The sequence below is a fragment of the Streptomyces sp. NPDC002754 genome, assembly GCF_053592315.1.
In genome coordinates this window covers 14,395-31,155 of record NZ_JBSFVM010000047.1, presented here as the reverse complement: position 1 = coordinate 31,155, position 16,761 = coordinate 14,395, and the positions used below count along the sequence as shown (strand labels likewise).

The window sequence follows — 16,761 nt, the reverse complement described above, 5'->3', positions numbered from 1 at the left end:
CCCGGAAGCTAAGCCTCACAGCGCCGATGGTACTGCAGGGGGGACCCTGTGGGAGAGTAGGACGCCGCCGAACTAATTTTAAAAGGAAAGCCCGGACCGGGATACGGTCCGGGCTTTCCTGCGTTTAGGGGCCCGCCCATGGCCCGACCATCCGGTCAAAGGCGGCCGGCGGATTTCAGAGCCAGGTAGGCGTCCGCGAGGGCTGGGGCCAATTCGGATGGGGTGGCGTCCACGACGGTGACGCCGTGGCGGGTGAGTTGTTCGGCTGTGCGGAGGCGTTCGGCCTTTGCCTGGGCTGCTGACGCGGCATCGTAGATGGCTTCTGTTGTGCCCCGGGCCGACGCCATCGTTTCGATTTTCGGGTCGGCCACCGAGGCCACGACGACCGTGTGACGCTTCGTGAGGCGCGAGAGCACGGGGAGGAGGCCCTCTTCGATGGGGGCCGCGTCCAGGGACGTAAGAAGGACGATGAGGGATCGGCGGTGTGCTGTGTGCAGTGCTGTTGCCGTGAGACCTCGGGCGTCCGTTTCGATCAGTTCTGGTTCCAGTGGAGCCATGGCGTTGACCAGGGCAGGGAGGACGTCCCCTGCGGTTCGGCCCTGGACCAGGGCGCGGGTACGGCGGTCGTAGGCCAGGAGGTCCACGCGGTCGCCGGCTCGGGAGGCCAGGGCGCCCAGGAGGAGTGCGGCGTCCATAGAAGCGTCGAGGCGCGGGGCGTCGCCGACGCGGCCCGCGGAGGTGCGGCCGGTGTCGAGGACCAGGAGGATGCGGCGGTCGCGTTCCGGGCGCCAGGTGCGGACGGCCACCGAGGAGTGGCGGGCTGTTGCGCGCCAGTCGATGGAGCGGGTGTCGTCTCCGGGGACGTATTCGCGAAGGCTGTCGAATTCTGTGCCCTCGCCCCTGGTCAACACGCTGGTGCGGCCGTCGAGTTCGCGTAGGCGGGCCAGCTTGGAGGGGAGGTGCTTGCGGCTGTGGAAGGGCGGCAGGACGCGGACCGTCCAGGGGACCCTGTGTGTGCCCTGGCGGGTGAACAGGCCGAGGGGGCCGTAGGAGCGGATGGTGACGCGGTCGGCCGTGCGGTCGCCTCTGCGGGTGGGCTGGAGGTGCGTCGTGACGCGGCGCCTTTCGCCCGCGGGGATGTTCACGCGGTGGCGGGACGACTCGTACTCCATGCCGGCCTGCCAGCTGCTCGGGGGCCAGGCGTCGCGGAGTGCCGCGCGCAGGGGGCGGCGCGCGGGGTTGGTGATGGTGAGGGTGACGTCGGCCGGGTCTCCGAGGCGTACGGAGGTGTCGCCGGAGCGTGTGAGGCGCAGGCGGCGTACGGGGGCGGCCAGGGCGAAGTCGCAGGCGCAGGCCAGGGCCAACGGGGTGTTGACGGCCAGGATGCCGGTCCAGCTGGGGTCCCAGATGCCGATGGGGAGGGAGCCCAGGGCTGCGAGAAGGGCCGTGCGGCCGGTCAGTGCCATTGTCGTGTCGTCCTCCGTTGGGCGTCGGGTCAGCGGGGGACGGGGACGTGGGTCAGGATCGCAGTGATGACGGAATCCGGGGTGACGCCCTCCATTTCGGCCTCCGGGCGCAGTTGGATGCGGTGGCGGAGGGTGGGGAGGGCGAGGGCCTTGACGTCGTCGGGGGTGACGTAGTCGCGGCCGGTCAGCCAGGCCCAGGCGCGGGCTGTGGCGAGGAGGGCCGTGGCGCCTCGTGGGGAGACGCCGAGGGTGAGTGACGGGGATTCGCGGGTCGCTCGGCAGATGTCGACTACGTAGGCGGTGATTTCGGGGGAAATCGTGGTTTTGGCGACCGCCGCGCGGGCCGTTTCGAGGTCGGCTGCCGTGGCCACCGGGCGGATGCCTGCCGCCTTCAGGTCGCGGGGATTGAAGCCGGAGGCGTGGCGGGTCAGGACGTCGATCTCGTCCTGGCGGGTGGGCAGCGGGACGTTCAACTTGAGGAGGAAGCGGTCCAGTTGGGCCTCGGGGAGGGGGTAGGTGCCCTCGTACTCGACCGGGTTCTGGGTCGCGACCACCATGAACGGGTCAGGGAGCGGCCGCGGCGTGCCGTCCACCGTCACCTGGCGCTCCTCCATCGCTTCGAGGAGGGAGGACTGGGTCTTGGGCGGCGTGCGGTTGATTTCGTCCGCGAGGACGAGGTTGGTGAAGACCGGGCCCGGCTGGAAGGAGAAGCGGGCGGTGTTGGTGTCGTAGACCAGCGAGCCCGTTACGTCGCTGGGCATCAGGTCGGGGGTGAACTGCACGCGCTTCGTGTCGAGTTCGAGGGATGCGGCGAGGGCGCGTACGAGGAGGGTCTTGGCCACGCCGGGCACTCCCTCGAGGAGGACGTGGCCCCGGCAGAGCAGGGCCACGACCAGGCCCGTGACGGTGGAGTCCTGGCCGACCACGGCCTTGGCGATCTCCGTGCGCAGGGCTTCCAAAGAGGCCCTTGAGCTGCGGGGATCGGTCGTGGGCCCGGCGTTGTCAGTGGTCGGGTCCATCATGGGTTCCGTACCTCACTTTCGAGGGCGTCGAGGTGGTCGGCGAGTGCGATGAGTGCTGCGTCGGTCGCGGGTGGCGGGCCGAAGAGGAGGGTGTGCGGGTCCTGGGCGGGCGTGGGGAGTTGGCGTGCCAGGGCCGGGAGGAAGATCTCGGGCGAGTGGGCCTGGGAGACGGGGACGCCGATGAGGGGGGCCAGGCGCGTGCGAGTGGAGATACGCAGAGCTGTGGCGGCGCGATCGCGGGCGTTCGCCTTGCGGTAGAGGCGGGCACGGCCTTCGACGGTTTCGGAGGCGCGGATCGCGACGGGCAGGCGCTCCTGGACCAGGGGGCCAAGTCGGCGTGCGCGCCACAGCGCGGCCAGTGCTGCCGCGATGAAGAGCTGAAGTGTGCCCCAGAGCCAGCCGTTGGGGATCAGGTCGACGAAGCTGCGGTCGTTCTGTGCGCCGTCCGCCGCCGAATCGTCGGAGAGGGAGGGGAGGTACCAGACCACATGAGGGCGCGAACCGAGGAGTTGAAGGGCGAGCGAGGCGTTGCCCTGTTCGTCGAGGTGGTCGTTGAGGAGGATGTCGGGGGCGCCGAGGACGATCGTGTCACCTTCGCCGGTGGGGGACGGCAGGCGCAGGAGCGTGGGGGAGCCGTGGCTCGGGTAGCAGGCGTCGGCGTCGGTGAGCGTCGTGCTGTAGCGGTGGCCGCCGGTGTCCGCGGGGCCGGCGCGGCGGGCCTCGGGCAGTGCGCAGCCGGGGCCGAGGGCCTTGTCGGCGGCGGGCTCGGGATCGGCGGCGACGCCGGGGGCCAGCGTCTCGACCGCGGCGGCGCCGGGGGCGACGAGGAGTGTGCGGCCGTCGGAGTCGGCGGTGGCGGCCTGGAGCCGGGACTGTTGGTGGGCCGTGAGCCGGTCGGGCGTGGCGACCAGGAGCGTTGTGTCGGGTCCTGTCGCCGCGCGGGCCTCGGCGGTTGTGGTGACCACGCGTGTGTGGACGCCCCGGTCGGCGAGGAGTTCGGCGACGGCGCGGCTGCCGCGGTGGTCGGCGGAGCGGGGGTCGAGGGTGCCATGTTGTTCGCCGGAGCGGGCCACCGCGAGGAGTGTGGCCGCGGCCAGGAGGAGGACCAGGGCCAGGGTGATGCCGCGGGTGCGGGTCCAGATTTGGCGGGTGGTGGGGGTGATGGAGGTGGTGCCGGGGGCCGGGGGCAGTGGTGGGACGTCCTCAGGCCTCGGGGCTCTGCCCCGGTCCCCGCTGCTCAATCGCCGCAGGGGCTTGATGTGCTCACCCGTGCCCAGGGGCTTGGGTTGCTCGCCCGTGGCTCGGGGGTCGGTCGAGCTCGAGTGACCCAGGGGATTGAGCGGGTCGGTTGGGTTGGTCACCGGGGGGCTCCCGCGGTGAGGGTGGGGGTGGTGTGTTCCGCGTCGGTGTCCAGGGTGGACAGGCGCTCGTATGTTTCCGGGGTTGCGGTGCGGCCGCCGTACGCGATGTCGTCGAAGTCGCGGGCTGCCGCGCGGAGGCGGTCCGCGTGCTGGGGCAGCGGGCGGGCGGCTTCGGCGGCTGCCTCGTCGGCGGTGCGGCCGGGGCGGGGGTCGAGGAGGGCGCGCTCTTCCAGGGAGCGTACGAGGGCGCGCATCCGTTCCTGGACGGCCTGGTTCCAGTGGCCCTGGGCGGCGTGTGCCGCGGCGGTGGCGCGGTGTTCGGCGGCGCTGCGCGGGCGGTCGTCGAAGAGCGGGGGCGCGGAGGTGGGGGAGCGGCGCGGCGTGCCGAGGCGCCACCACAGGGCGGCCGCCACGGCGACGACGGCCAGCAGGATCACGAGCAGGCCGACGGTGCCGCCGGGGGCGACGCCGGACGCGGCGGAGAACAGCTCGTCGATCCAGTCCCAGAACTTGTTCAGTGCGCGCATGAACCAGTTCGGGTCGTCCTGGTGGTACGCGGGCTTGGACAGCTCGTGTTTCGCCGCTTCCCGCGCGGGAGCGCGCGGGATCCTCACCGGCGGCTCGTCGCCGCCGGTGAGGACCGACGAGATCGTCGTGTGGAGCACTCCCCCAAGTGCGCTCACCCCATCAACTCCCCGGAGTGGCGCCGGGGGCGGACCCGTAGTCGTGCAGGCCTGCGGCGCGGGCGAGTTCCAGGTCGAGGGCCTCGCGGCGGATCCGCTGGTCGATGTAGAGGAGCACGCTGACGCCGGCCGTGATCGGGAAGGTGATGGTGGAGCCGACGATCGAGCCGATGCCGGTGATGATGAGGAAGGCCCAGCCGAAGTTCCCGCCGCTGTCGAGGAGGCCGGCGAAGCCGTCGCCGCTGACCGTCCCGGCGATGGCGGTGAACGGGACGAGGATGATCTCCGAGACGACCCCGGCGATCAGGGACGCCAGGATCGTGATTCCGAAGACCCGCCACCAGGAGCCGCGGACGAGCTTGGTGGACCGGCCCATGGCCTTGCGGACGGTCTGCTTCTCCAGCATCAGTGCGGGAGAAGCCAGGGACAGGCGGACCATCAGCCAGATCGTCACGGCGAGGCCGGCGAGACCACCGACGACCCCGAGGGCGACACCGCCCCCGGTCGAGCCGAGTGCGCCGACGAGGATGCCGGGCGCGATGCTCACGAGCATGATTGCGGCGGCGATCAGCGGGAGCAGCAGCGTCAGGCCGAGCAGCCTGAGGATCTGCGGCCGGGCGTCACGCCAGGCCTCTCCTATGGTGACGGGCCGGCCGAGCACGGCGCGGCTGGTGACCGTGGTCAGCAGGGCCGTCGCGACGATCGTGCCGAGCAGCGTGACGACCGCGACGACCGCGGAGCCCACCAGGAGCGTGCCCAGGGCGCTGAGAATCTCGCGCGGGGTGGCGTCGGGGTTGTCGAGGGCCGTGGTGGTCGCCGCGTCGTTGAGAGCGAAGCCCTGGAGGAGGACCGCCAGGAGCTGGGTGACCACGGCGACCGTCAGCGAGATGCCGAGGACGGTGCGCCAGTAGGTGCGCATCGTCGACACCGCGCCGTCGAGGATCTCGCCGACGCCGAGCGGGCGCAGCGGGACGACTCCGGGCTTGGCCGCAGAGGGCTTGCTCTGCCAGCCGCCGCCCCAGCCGGGGTAGCCGCCGCCTACGGGGCCGCCCGGCCCCTGGCCGTAGCTGCCGCCACCGCCTTGGCCGCCCCAGCCCTGGCCGCCCCAGCCCTGGCCCTGACCCTGGCCGGGAGCCGGCGGGGGCGAGGGAGGGGTTTGGGAGGGGCCGGAGGGGGCGGACCACTGGGCGGGCGGCGGCTGCTCCTTGGACCACTTCGGGTCCTGGCCTGCGGCGTCCTGCGGGGCGGCGTCCTGCGGACCGCTGCCCGGCGCGTCGCCGTTCTGGTCGGGGCCGTCCTTGCGGTTGCCGTCCGGGCCGTCGGAGGGGGCAGATCCGGGCGATGCCCAGCCCGGAGTGTCGTTCATCGTCGCTCCTTCAAAGTGCCCGTCCGCGGTCGCGGCAGCAGGTTGGCTGCCATCGTGCCATGGGGTGGGTGCCGGATGACCTGGCCCCGTGTGGGCTGCACGCCTTCAATTGTCGGGTCGGTCCGGGGCAGACTGGGCGGATGGCTGATCAGTACGCGCAATCCGGCGGGGACATACGGCCCTTCGACGGCACACGGTCCGAGGCCGTCGACATCCCGGCGATCCGGTGGGAGGAGCCGGCGGAGGGGCCCGTTCTGGTACTGCTCGACCAGACGCGGCTGCCCGCGGAAGAGGTCGAGCTGGTGTGCACGGACCCGCAGGCCCTGGTGCAGGCGATCCGTTCACTGGCCGTGCGCGGTGCGCCGCTGCTGGGGATCGCCGGGGCGTACGGCGTGGCGCTCGCGGCCGCCCGCGGCTTCGACGTCGAGGAGGCGGCGGAGGCACTGGCGGACGCGCGGCCCACCGCGGTCAACCTGGCGTACGGGGTGCGCAGGGCGCGGGAGGCGTACCGGTCCGCGGTCAGTGGCGGGGCGGGTGCCGGGGACGGTGTCGGGGCGCGGGAGCGGGGTGCGGCGGCGGCGCTCGCCTCGGCGCGGGCGCTGCACGCGGAGGACGCCGAGGCCAGCGCCGCGATGGCCGAGCGCGGCCTGCGGCTCCTGGACGAGCTGGTGACCGGTGGCAATCACCGCATCCTGACGCACTGCAACACAGGGGCACTGGTCTCCGGCGGTGAGGGCACGGCCTTCGCGGTCGCGCTCGCCGCGCATCGGGCGGGGCGGCTGCGCCGGCTCTGGGTGGACGAGACGCGCCCGTTGTTGCAGGGTGCTCGTCTGACCGCGTATGAGGCCGCGCGCAACGGGATGGCGTACACATTGCTCACGGACAACGCGGCGGGTTCGCTGTTCGCCGCGGGTGAGGTGGATGCCGTGCTCATCGGCGCGGACCGGATCGCGGCCGACGGTTCGGTGGCCAACAAGGTGGGGAGCTATCCGCTCGCGGTGCTGGCGCGATATCACCATGTGCCGTTCATCGTGGTCGCGCCGGTGACGACGATCGACCCGGAGACCGCGGACGGGGCTTCCATCGAGGTGGAGCAGCGGGCAGGGGATGAGGTGACGGAGGTCACGGCGCCGCGGGCGCCGCTGGCCGGAGTGGAGGCAGGTGGCGGGATTCCGGTGGCACCACTGGGGACGCAGGCGTACAACCCCGCGTTCGATGTGACGCCTCCGGAGTTGGTGACGGCGATCGTCACGGAGTGCGGCGTTGTGTCGCCTGTGACAAGTGATGGCTTGGGTGAACTGTGTGCCAGTTCACTCCAGGCAACGATGAGCTAATGGGATGATGTGGTCCATGAAGGGACGAGTCCTTGTCGTCGACGACGACACCGCACTGGCCGAGATGCTCGGCATTGTGCTGCGTGGTGAAGGTTTTGAGCCGTCGTTCGTAGCTGACGGCGACAAGGCGCTGGCCGCTTTCCGTGAGACCAAGCCCGATCTGGTGCTGCTCGATCTGATGCTGCCGGGCCGGGACGGTATCGAGGTGTGCCGCCTGATCAGGGCGGAGTCCGGGGTGCCGATCGTGATGCTCACGGCGAAGAGCGACACCGTGGATGTGGTGGTGGGCCTCGAGTCGGGGGCCGACGACTACATCGTCAAGCCGTTCAAACCCAAGGAGCTGGTCGCCCGTATCAGGGCGCGGCTGCGGAGATCGGAGGAACCTGCGCCGGAGCAGCTCGCCATCGGCGACCTGGTCATAGATGTGGCCGGGCATTCGGTGAAGCGGGACGGACAGCCGATCGCGCTGACGCCGCTGGAGTTCGATCTGCTGGTCGCGCTCGCGCGCAAGCCCTGGCAGGTGTTCACGCGTGAGGTGCTCCTCGAGCAGGTCTGGGGCTACCGGCACGCGGCGGACACGCGTCTGGTCAATGTGCACGTCCAGCGGCTGCGTTCCAAGGTCGAGAAGGACCCGGAGCGGCCGGAGATCGTGGTGACCGTCCGCGGCGTCGGTTACAAGGCAGGACCGAGCTGACGTGTCCCGAAACAGTGCCGCTTCGGCGCCCGGGACCACGGGGTCCCGCCCGGAGCGGCCTGTGGGACCCGCGGCCGGGCCGACCGCCGCTCGGGGTTCACGGCTGCGCCGTGCCGTCGACGGGAGTCTGCTGCTCCAGGGCGGGATGAAGGGCAGCCCTGTGCTGCGCCTGTTCGCGCGCTGGGTGCGGCGTCCGCTGCTGCCCGCGATGCGGCTGTGGCGGCGGAACATTCAGCTGAAGGTCGTCGTCACGACGCTGCTGATGTCGCTCGGTGTCGTGCTGCTGCTCGGCATCGTCGTCATCGGCTCGGTGCGCAACGGGCTGCTCGACGCCAAGGTGAAGGCCTCGCAGAGCCAGGCCGAGGGCGGTTTCCGCGCGGCCAAGGACAAGGCGGATTCCGCGGCGGCCGGGGTGCGGGACGGCGCTTCCGGTGACAGTCGCACCACGTTGAACCCCAACAACTGGATGAGCGAGCTCGTCACGCAGCTCGCGAGTGGCGGCAAGGGCGCGTTCGACGTCGTGACCCTCAGCTCGAGCGATGCCGACAGTGGCAACGGGCGGGCGCCGCGCGGCTCGGGCCTGGTGGATCCGAACCGTAGCGTGCCCGACGACCTGCGGGGACAGGTCGACAAGATCGCCGGCGCGTCGCAGCAGTACACGAAGATCGTCTACGACGGCGGCAAGGATGCACAGCCTGGTCTCGTCGTCGGCAAGCGGCTCAACGATCCGCAGGGGCACGCCTATCAGCTGTACTACCTCTTCCCGCTGACGCAGGAGGAGAAGTCGCTCGGCTTGGTCAAGGGGACCCTCGCGACGGCCGGACTTTTCGTCGTGGTGCTGCTCGGGGCCATCGCCTGGCTCGTCGTGCGGCAGGTCGTCACGCCGGTGCGGATGGCGGCAGGGGTCGCCGAGCGGCTCTCCGCGGGCCGCCTCCAGGAACGTATGAAGGTCACCGGCGAGGACGACATCGCGCGCCTGGGCGAGGCCTTCAACAAGATGGCGCAGAACCTCTACCTGAAGATCCAGCAGCTCGAGGACCTGTCGCGGATGCAGCGGCGGTTCGTCTCGGACGTGAGCCATGAGCTGCGTACGCCGCTGACGACGGTACGGATGGCCGCCGATGTCATCCATGAGGCGCGGGTCGACTTCGATCCGGTGACCGCGCGGTCGGCCGAGTTGCTGGCCGATCAGCTGGACCGGTTCGAGTCGCTGCTGGCCGACCTGTTGGAGATCAGCCGGTTCGATGCCGGGGCCGCCGCGCTGGAGGCCGAGCCGATAGATCTGCGGGAGGTCGTACGGCGCGTGGTGGGCGGCGCCGAGCCGCTCGCGGAGCGCAAGGGCACGCACATTCGGATCGTCGGCGACGAGCAGCCAGTGGTCGCAGAGGCGGACGCGCGGCGTGTGGAGCGCGTGCTGCGCAACCTGGTCGTGAACGCCGTGGAGCACGGCGAAGGACAGGACGTCGTGGTGCGGCTCGCGGCGGCGGGAGGCGCGGTCGGCGTCGCCGTGCGCGACTACGGAGTGGGCCTCAAGCCCGGCGAGGCGACCCGCGTGTTCAGCCGCTTCTGGCGGGCCGACCCGGCACGCGCGCGTACGACGGGTGGAACCGGACTCGGCCTGTCGATCGCCCTGGAGGATGCGCGGCTGCACGGCGGGTGGCTGCAGGCATGGGGCGAGCCGGGCGGCGGCTCACAGTTCCGGCTCACGCTGCCGAGGACGGTGGACGAGGCGCTACGTGGTTCGCCGATACCGCTGGAGCCGGAGGATTCGCGGCGTGGCCGCGGTCTCGGTGACGCCGGGCTGCCGGGCGCCGACGGCAAGAAGCTCGCCACCGTGCCCGCTCAGGCGCCGCCCGCACCGGCCAACGCCCCGATTGCTCCGCGCCACGCGCAGGCGTCGGTGGCCGCCGACCCCACGGCGCTGCCCGGCAGCGGTGCGCGCGTGGTGGCGCGCGGCGGGGCGACGGGCGAGCCGCGGCAGGCCGAGGGCCATGACGAACACGGTGCCCCGTCGGGGCACGGTGGGCGTGACGAGCACGGCGGGCCGGACGTGGCGGACGACGCGGCGTCGGTGGAACCCGGGGCGCCCGCGCGGGCGCGTACGGAGCGGACCGCGGCGACATCGCGCGGTGAGGGGAGCGACGGCGGTCGTGGATGAACAGCGGGCGCCGCGGCAGCGGCGCGGAATGCGGGCCGGAATGCTGGCCGGGTGCGGGGCGCTCGTGCTCGCCGGGTGTGCGTCGATGCCGGACAACGGGGGCCTCGAATCGGTCGAGGCCTCGCAGCGCCCGGACTCGCAGGTGCGCGTCTTCGCCCTGCCGCCGAAGGACAGCGTCGGGCCCTCCTCCATCGTCGAGGGCTTCCTGGAGGCGCTGACCAGTGACGACCCTTCGTACACGATGGCGCGCAAGTACCTGACGCCGAAGGCCGCGAAGAACTGGGAGCCAGGGCGGCAGACCGTGGTGCTCGACGAGGGCCCCAGCACGCGCCCGGCGGGCCGGCCGAATTCGGGGAACGACGGCCGCTCGTACGAATTGACCGGGCACCAGGTCGCCACGGTCGACCAGCAGCAGGCGTACCAGCCGGGAGGCGGGGCGTACCAAGGGGATCTGCACCTGACGCAGGTGAACACATCCAAGGGCAAGCAGTGGCGGATCGATGCCCTCCCGGAGGGGGTCGTTCTCGGCGAGTCCGACTTCCAGCGGATCTACAGCTCCGTCAACAAGTACTACTACGCGGTGGATTCGACGTCGGGCGGTGAGGCCGGGCAGCGGCGTCTGGTCGCGGACCCCGTCTTCGTACGGCAGTGGACCGATCCGTTGACGGAGACCGTCAAGCAGCTGTTGCAGGGGCCGACGCGCTGGCTGAATCCGGTGGTGCGGACGGCGTTTCCGACGCATGCCGCGCTGAAGAAGGGCACCGACTCGCTGGCGCCGGACGACGCCAACAAGCTGACGGTGCCGTTGAACGAGGCGGGCAGCCGAGCCGGGCAGGCCAAGTGCAAGGAGATGGCGGCTCAACTGCTGTTCTCGCTGCGGGACCTGTCGTCGTCGAGCGTGAACGAGGTGGAACTGAAGCGCTCCGACGGCCGGTTCATGTGCGCGATGACCGAGGACGGGGCGGACGCCCTCGCGGCGCCGCGCTCCACCGGGCGCGTCCCGGACCAGTACTTCCTCGACGCCAAGGGCCGCTTGGTGCGGATGCCGGGCAAGAGCAGGTCCGACAAGAGCCCCGAGCGGGTGCCGGGGCCGCTGGGCGAGGGCGAGCAAGTGCTGCGTTCCGTGGCCGTATCGCGCGACCAGGAGCGGGCGGCGGGGGTCTCGAACGACGGGCGCTCGCTGTACGTGGCGTCGCTGATCTCCGGTGCCTCGCTGGGGGACCCGGTCGCGAGCAGCCACGCCAAGGCGGAGAAGAACGGCTTCACGGCGCCCAGTTGGGACGGGAACGGCGACCTGTGGGTGGCCGACCGCGATCCGAAACACCGGCGGCTGCTGATGTTCGGGCAGGGCCAGGCGGACAAGGTGCAGAAGGTGCGGGTCGAGGGCCTCGGCGACGACGCCACCATCGAGACGGTGAAGGCGTCCGCCGACGGGGCGCGCATCGGGCTTCTTGTGGCGGAGGAGGACACCACGTCGCTGTGGATCGGGCGCGTCGAACGACACCCCGACGCGAACGGCGACACGGAGGCCTCCGTGACCGAACTGCGCCGGGCCGCACCGCAGATGGAGGACGTCACGGCCGTGTCGTGGGCGGGCGACAGCCGGCTCGTCGTCGTCGGCCGGGAACCCGGTGGGCTGCAGCAGATGCAGTACGTACTGAGCGACGGTTCGACGCCGACCGGGCAGGCGCTGCCGGGCCTGACCAGGGTCAGCGAGATCGCGGCGTCGGACAACGACGAGCTGCCGCTGCTCGCGCACTCCGACGACGGAATCGTCCGCCTGCCCTCCGGGGCGGCGTGGCAGTCGGTGCTCAAGGACGGGACGGCTCCGATCTATCCGGGGTAGCGGCGCACAGCGGGGCGGGCCGGCGGCCCCGGGTGTCACCCGCGCGAGCTCAACCGCTGGTCACAACCGTCGAGTTGTCCACAGGGCGTTGTCCACAGGGGTGGTCGCGCGGCCCGCGGGTCGGCACAGTGGTGGGTATGCGGGGGTGGTGGCAGGACCTCTCCGATCTGGTGCTGCCGGCCGAGTGCGCCGGATGCGGCAGATCTCGTACGACGCTGTGCGAGCGGTGCTCGGCGGCGTTGCGCGGCGCCGTGCCGAGCCGGGTGCGGCCGTGGCCGGCCCCGCCGGGGATGCCGGTCGTGTTCGGCGCCGTCCCGTACCGGAACGCGGTGCGGGCCGTGCTCCTCGCCCACAAGGAGCGTGGTGCGCTCGGCCTCGCCCGGCCGCTTGGCGAGGCGCTGGCCGGGGCTGTGCGGTCCGTACTCGCGGAGGGTGGGGACGAGTGGGGAGGCGCGGGTGGGCGGGCTGCTGGCGGCGCTGTGGGCCCCGTGACGCTTGTCCCTGTGCCGTCCGCGCCGCGGGCTGTGCGGGCGCGCGGGCACGACCCGACGCGGCGGATCGCGTATGCGGCGGCGGCCGAGCTGCGCCGTGCGGGGGTCGCGGCGCGGGTGCTCGCCGTGCTGCGGCAGCGGCGCGCGGTGGCCGACCAGTCGGGCCTGGACGCCCGGCAGCGGCTGGTGAATGTGACGGGGGCCCTGGAGGTGGTGGGCGGTGGCAGCGGGTTGCTCACCGGAAATGGCCGGATCGTGCTGGTCGACGACCTGATCACGACGGGCGCGTCTTTGGCGGAGGCGGCGCGGGCAATAGCGGTCGCGACCGGTTACGTGAAGATCGAAAGGGAAGGCGGGTCGGAGCGGGGCCGCGCGGGGGCAGGCCGGGGAAAGGTCGGCGAGATCGACGGGATCATGTTCCGGGCGGCCGTCGTGGCCGCGTCACCGGATTCCTTCGAAATAAACCGGAACTAGTTGGGAATCTGCATCGTTGCAGGTAGAGACAGGGTTAATTCGCTCGGTTGGAGGTACGTGTCAGTAGAGGGTGCCGACAACCGTCCAGGCGAGATATGTTCGGTTGTGAGGAACTCGGCAGAAAAGGTGGCCGCCGCCCTCCGCCATTGGATTGCCCTGTCAGGACATTGCACAGGCATTTTCGCAATCACCCGGCGAGGTGGGGTGTAGATCTTGTCCGCGGGGGAGGAGGAGGTGGAAGTCACCGAGTCCGAGACTCCGGAAGTGGCCGGAGTCTGGTGCAAAAGGGAGATGCTCCGCCCAAGGAGCGGGGCTATCCGGGAACGGAGTTCTGCGTGGACATCGTCGTCAAGGGCCGCAAGACCGAGGTACCAGAGCGGTTCCGTAAGCACGTGGCCGAGAAGCTGAAGCTGGAGAAGATCCAGAAGCTCGACGGCAAGGTGATCAGCCTCGACGTTGAGGTGTCCAAGGAGCCGAACCCCCGGCAGGCGGACCGGTGCGAGCGTGTGGAGATCACTCTGCGCACGCGTGGCCCGGTGATCAGGGCGGAGGCCGCGGCCAGCGACCCGTACGCGGCGCTGGACCTGGCCACGGACAAGCTCGACGCGCGCCTGCGCAAGCAGCACGACAAGCGGTCGTCGCGGCGCGGCAAGCGGATCTCGGCCGCGGAGGTCGCCGAGCACGTTCCGGACGCCGCCCTGCTGAACGGGGACGGCACGATCGCCAAGGCCGAGGAGGCCGAGCCCGACGGCGTACCGACCACCAAGATGGGCTCGCTCGAGGTCAAGGGCGAGGGCCCGCTCGTCGTCCGTGAGAAGACCCACGTGGCGGCACCCATGACGCTTGATCAGGCGCTCTACGAGATGGAACTGGTCGGGCACGACTTCTATCTGTTCGTCGACTCCGAGACCAAGGAACCCAGCGTCGTCTACCGTCGGCACGCCTACGACTACGGCGTCATCCACCTCAGCACCGACCCCATGGTCTCCCAGGTCAGGGGGGCCGACGGGGGCGACGCCATCGGCGGCTGACCACAACTGACACCCATTCATCGGGTGCCCCTGAGGTGCGTACGCGCCCCCAGGGGCACCCTTGTGCGACCCCCTTGTGCACCGCACGGCCGTCGCGCCGAGGCCGCGGCATGAAATCATGGCCGGGCCGGGTCAACCGGCGTGCTGGTGCCTCGGGTTGGCGCGGCACAGGAAGACGGGCCGCGGCCTTCAGGGGGAGGAACGATGGCGGACAGCTTCGGAACTGTTCGGGGCGAGGACGCCGGTGCCGGCGAGGACGGTGCCGACAGGGGGCCGGATGCGGGTTCTTCGCGCGAGGAACCCATCCGGGTCCTTGTGGTGGACGACCATGCCCTGTTCCGGCGCGGCCTGGAGATCGTCCTCAAGGCCGAGGAGGACATCCAGGTCGTCGGTGAGGCGGGTGACGGGGCGGAGGCCGTGGACAAGGCGGCCGATCTGCTGCCGGACATCGTCCTCATGGACGTACGGATGCCCAAGAGGGGCGGCATCGAGGCGTGCACCTCCATCAAGGAGGTGGCGCCCAGCGCCAAGATCATCATGCTGACGATCAGCGATGAGGAAGCCGATCTCTACGACGCGATCAAGGCGGGCGCGACGGGATACCTGTTGAAGGAGATCTCGACCGACGAGGTGGCGACGGCCATTCGCGCCGTGGCCGACGGGCAGTCGCAGATCAGCCCGTCCATGGCGTCGAAGCTGCTCACCGAGTTCAAGTCGATGATCCAGCGCACGGACGAGCGTCGGCTGGTGCCGGCGCCCCGGCTGACCGACCGCGAGCTCGAGGTGCTCAAGCTGGTGGCCACGGGCATGAACAACCGGGACATCGCCAAGGAGTTGTTCATCTCCGAGAACACCGTGAAGAACCACGTGCGCAACATCCTGGAGAAGCTGCAGCTGCACTCCAGGATGGAGGCCGTGGTGTACGCGATGCGGGAGAAGATCCTGGAGATCCGCTAGGACAGGCCCTAGGACTGCTGGGAGAGGGCCTCGATCAGGGATTTCTTCAGGGGGGCCGACTCCATGTGTTCCACCCTTACGCTGTCGCAGCCGACCCAGCTCGCCGCTTCGTGGAGTGCCGCTGCCACCGCCGGTACGGCCTTCGGGCCGTCCAGGGAGACCTGCTTGGCGACCAGGGTGCTGCCCGCTCGCGCCGGGTCCACGCGGCCCACGAGGCGGCCGCCGGACAGGACTGGCATCGCGAAGTAGCCGTGGATCCGCTTCGGCTTGGGGACGTAGGCCTCCAACCGGTGCGTGAAGCCGAAGATCCGCTCGGTGCGGGCGCGCTCCCAGATCAGGGAGTCGAAGGGCGACAGGAGCGTCGTGCGGTGGCGGCCGCGGGGCGCTGATTCCAGGGCCGCGGGATCGGCCCAGGCCGGTTTGGAGCCCCAGCCCTCCACCGTCACCGGGACGAGGCCGGTGTCCTCGATCACCGCGTCGAACTGTTCGCTCTTCAGGCGGTGGTAGTCCGCGATGTCCGCGCGCGTGCCGACGCCGAGGGCCTCGCCTGCCTGGCGGACTAGGCGGCGGACGCACGCGGTGTCGTCGAGGTCGTCGTGCAGGAGGGCCGACGGGATCGCGCGCTCCGCCAGGTCGTAGATCCGCTTCCAGCCGCGGCGCTCCACGCAGACCACCTCGCCGTACATCAGCGCGCGCTCGACGGCGATCTTCGACTCGGACCAGTCCCACCACTCGCCCTTGTTCTTCGCGCCGCCCAGTTCCGTGGCGGTGAGCGGGCCCTCCGCGCGGAGCTGCTTGATCACCTGGTCGTAGGCGCCGTCGGCGAGGTGGTGGTGCCAGTGGGGGCGGGTGCGGTAGGCGCGGCGGCGGAAGGCGAAGTGCGGCCATTCCTCGATGGGGAGTACGCAGGCGGCGTGCGACCAGTATTCGAAGGCGTGGGGGGCGGTGGACGGGGCTGTGCCCGGTGTCCAGTACGCCGACTCGATCCTGGTCCGGGGGACCGCGCCCAGGCGGGCGTAGGGGATCAGCTCGTGCGAGCGGGCGAGTACGGAGATCGTGTCGAGCTGGACCGCGCCGAGGTGGCGGAGCACGCCACGTACGCCGGCCTTGCGGTCGGGGGCGCCGAGGAAGCCTTGGGCGCGGAGGGCGATGCGGCGGGCCTCGTCGGCGGACAAGGCGGCGGTGGGACGCGGCGGGGTCGTCATGGCCGGAACGATAGGGGGAGGGTCTGACAACGGGGTGGGGGACCGTCCACGGCGGCTGCGGGTGGTCAGGTCGGGGCCGGGAGGTAGGGCAGGGGGGTGGGGAGGGAGAGGTCGGTGGGGAGGAGGGAGGCGAGCCAGCAGTCGCGTAGGACGCCCTTGTTGGGCAGGGCCGCGCGGAGGGTGGCCTCCAGGGTGAAGCCCGCGCGTTCCGCCACCGTGAGGGAGCCCACGTTGCCGACCTCCGCGCGCCACTCCAGGCGCGTACAGGAGAGGTCGGTGAAGGCCCAGCGGGCCACGCCCAGGACGGCCTCCGTCATATAGCCGCGACCGCGGAACCGTTTGGCCGTCCAGAAGCCGACTTCCCAGGAACCCGCGCGTGGGTGGTGGATGGAGACCGCGCCGACCACTGGGCCGTGGTCCTCGGTCCGTATCGCGAAGGTGTACTCCGTGTCACCGAGCCAGCCGTCCGCGACGACACGGTTGACGAAGTATTCGGCGTCCACGCGCGCGTACGGCGAGGGAATCGTGGTCCAGCGCTGGATGTCGGGGTCCTGGGCCGCGGCGTACACCTCGTCGATGTCGGCGGGCACGAATGTGCGCAGCTGCAGGCGGTCGGTGGTGAGCGTCACGGGGTCCATCGCCCGATTCTGCTCGGCACGCGGCAGGGGCGCCA

At 71.2% G+C, this 16,761-nt stretch carries 14 protein-coding genes and 1 rRNA gene; 8 read left to right on the top strand and 7 right to left on the bottom strand.

Annotation, left to right across the window (positions count from 1 at the left end; translation table 11 throughout):
* A 5S ribosomal RNA gene (gene rrf / locus ACWD2L_RS38905) occupies positions 1-73 on the top strand; the annotation flags it as partial.
* 82 nt (positions 74-155) lie between these two features.
* Here the strand turns inward: rrf and ACWD2L_RS38900 are convergent.
* The 5 genes from ACWD2L_RS38900 to ACWD2L_RS38880 all read right to left on the bottom strand — a co-directional run bounded on the left by ACWD2L_RS38900 (position 156) and on the right by ACWD2L_RS38880 (position 5,898).
* A complete protein-coding gene (locus ACWD2L_RS38900; protein WP_351341998.1) occupies positions 156-1,466 on the bottom strand; it encodes a DUF58 domain-containing protein in 1,311 nt (436 codons plus the stop codon).
* Between the two features lie 29 nt (positions 1,467-1,495).
* A complete protein-coding gene (locus ACWD2L_RS38895) occupies positions 1,496-2,485 on the bottom strand; it encodes an AAA family ATPase (protein ID WP_451193554.1) in 990 nt (329 codons plus the stop codon).
* Entirely contained in the window at positions 2,485-3,678 is a 1,194-nt protein-coding gene (locus ACWD2L_RS38890) for a DUF4350 domain-containing protein (protein ID WP_351342002.1), read from the bottom strand. Before ACWD2L_RS38890 ends, ACWD2L_RS38895 begins: the two co-directional genes overlap by 1 nt.
* Positions 3,679-3,845: 167 nt before the next feature.
* Positions 3,846-4,532, bottom strand: coding sequence for a DUF4129 domain-containing protein (locus tag ACWD2L_RS38885; protein ID WP_351341994.1), 687 nt, complete (start codon positions 4,530-4,532; stop codon positions 3,846-3,848).
* 4 nt (positions 4,533-4,536) lie between these two features.
* Entirely contained in the window at positions 4,537-5,898 is a 1,362-nt protein-coding gene (locus tag ACWD2L_RS38880; protein WP_351341992.1) for a glycerophosphoryl diester phosphodiesterase membrane domain-containing protein, read from the bottom strand.
* Between the two features lie 140 nt (positions 5,899-6,038).
* On the opposite strand from ACWD2L_RS38880, the gene mtnA reads away from it, so the two are divergent.
* From mtnA to ACWD2L_RS38845, 7 genes are all read left to right on the top strand, one after another.
* Positions 6,039-7,232 (top strand): S-methyl-5-thioribose-1-phosphate isomerase, encoded by a 1,194-nt coding sequence (mtnA, locus tag ACWD2L_RS38875; RefSeq protein WP_351341990.1) that lies wholly within the window; start codon positions 6,039-6,041, stop codon positions 7,230-7,232.
* A 4-nt stretch (positions 7,233-7,236) separates the two neighbouring features.
* Positions 7,237-7,926 carry a two-component system response regulator MtrA gene (gene mtrA, locus ACWD2L_RS38870; protein ID WP_306324333.1) on the top strand — a complete coding sequence of 230 codons (690 nt, stop codon included), beginning with the start codon at positions 7,237-7,239 and terminating at the stop codon, positions 7,924-7,926.
* A gap of 1 nt (position 7,927) precedes the next feature.
* On the top strand, positions 7,928-10,084 hold the full coding sequence (gene mtrB, locus ACWD2L_RS38865; protein WP_351341988.1) for an MtrAB system histidine kinase MtrB: 2,157 nt from the start codon (positions 7,928-7,930) through the stop codon (positions 10,082-10,084).
* A gap of 28 nt (positions 10,085-10,112) precedes the next feature.
* Positions 10,113-11,930, top strand: a complete 1,818-nt coding sequence (locus tag ACWD2L_RS38860; RefSeq protein ID WP_351342000.1) for an LpqB family beta-propeller domain-containing protein — start codon at positions 10,113-10,115, stop codon at positions 11,928-11,930.
* 137 nt (positions 11,931-12,067) lie between these two features.
* Positions 12,068-12,895, top strand: a complete 828-nt coding sequence (locus ACWD2L_RS38855) for a ComF family protein (RefSeq protein WP_351341986.1) — start codon at positions 12,068-12,070, stop codon at positions 12,893-12,895.
* A 335-nt stretch (positions 12,896-13,230) separates the two neighbouring features.
* On the top strand, positions 13,231-13,926 hold the full coding sequence (hpf, locus tag ACWD2L_RS38850) for a ribosome hibernation-promoting factor, HPF/YfiA family (protein WP_351341985.1): 696 nt from the start codon (positions 13,231-13,233) through the stop codon (positions 13,924-13,926).
* A gap of 204 nt (positions 13,927-14,130) precedes the next feature.
* Complete coding sequence (locus ACWD2L_RS38845; RefSeq protein WP_351341984.1) at positions 14,131-14,883, top strand: response regulator transcription factor; 753 nt, start codon at positions 14,131-14,133, stop codon at positions 14,881-14,883.
* Positions 14,884-14,891: 8 nt separating this feature from the next.
* Here ACWD2L_RS38845 and ACWD2L_RS38840 read toward each other — a convergent pair whose 3' ends face one another.
* Both ACWD2L_RS38840 and ACWD2L_RS38835 read right to left on the bottom strand, forming a co-directional pair.
* Positions 14,892-16,088, bottom strand: coding sequence for a winged helix-turn-helix domain-containing protein (locus tag ACWD2L_RS38840; RefSeq protein ID WP_351341982.1), 1,197 nt, complete (start codon positions 16,086-16,088; stop codon positions 14,892-14,894).
* Between the two features lie 65 nt (positions 16,089-16,153).
* The gene (locus tag ACWD2L_RS38835; protein ID WP_351341980.1) at positions 16,154-16,726 is read right to left on the bottom strand and encodes a GNAT family N-acetyltransferase; all 573 of its coding nucleotides are present in this window, start codon (positions 16,724-16,726) and stop codon (positions 16,154-16,156) included.
* Positions 16,727-16,761 lie beyond the last annotated feature (35 nt).

Bases quoted from the DNA above. Each gene is read 5' to 3' on its own strand.
- ACWD2L_RS38840 (WP_351341982.1), bottom strand. From the start codon at position 16,088: ATGACGACCCCGCCGCGTCCCACCGCCGCCTTGTCCGCCGACGAGGCC.
- ACWD2L_RS38880 (WP_351341992.1), bottom strand. From the start codon at position 5,898: ATGAACGACACTCCGGGCTGGGCATCGCCCGGATCTGCCCCCTCCGAC.
- ACWD2L_RS38855 (WP_351341986.1), top strand. From the start codon at position 12,068: ATGCGGGGGTGGTGGCAGGACCTCTCCGATCTGGTGCTGCCGGCCGAG.
- ACWD2L_RS38900 (WP_351341998.1), bottom strand. From the start codon at position 1,466: ATGGCACTGACCGGCCGCACGGCCCTTCTCGCAGCCCTGGGCTCCCTC.
- ACWD2L_RS38860 (WP_351342000.1), top strand. From the start codon at position 10,113: ATGCGGGCCGGAATGCTGGCCGGGTGCGGGGCGCTCGTGCTCGCCGGG.
- mtnA (WP_351341990.1), top strand. From the start codon at position 6,039: ATGGCTGATCAGTACGCGCAATCCGGCGGGGACATACGGCCCTTCGAC.
- ACWD2L_RS38895 (WP_451193554.1), bottom strand. From the start codon at position 2,485: ATGGACCCGACCACTGACAACGCCGGGCCCACGACCGATCCCCGCAGC.
- ACWD2L_RS38845 (WP_351341984.1), top strand. From the start codon at position 14,131: ATGGCGGACAGCTTCGGAACTGTTCGGGGCGAGGACGCCGGTGCCGGC.
- ACWD2L_RS38835 (WP_351341980.1), bottom strand. From the start codon at position 16,726: ATGGACCCCGTGACGCTCACCACCGACCGCCTGCAGCTGCGCACATTC.
- mtrA (WP_306324333.1), top strand. From the start codon at position 7,237: ATGATGTGGTCCATGAAGGGACGAGTCCTTGTCGTCGACGACGACACC.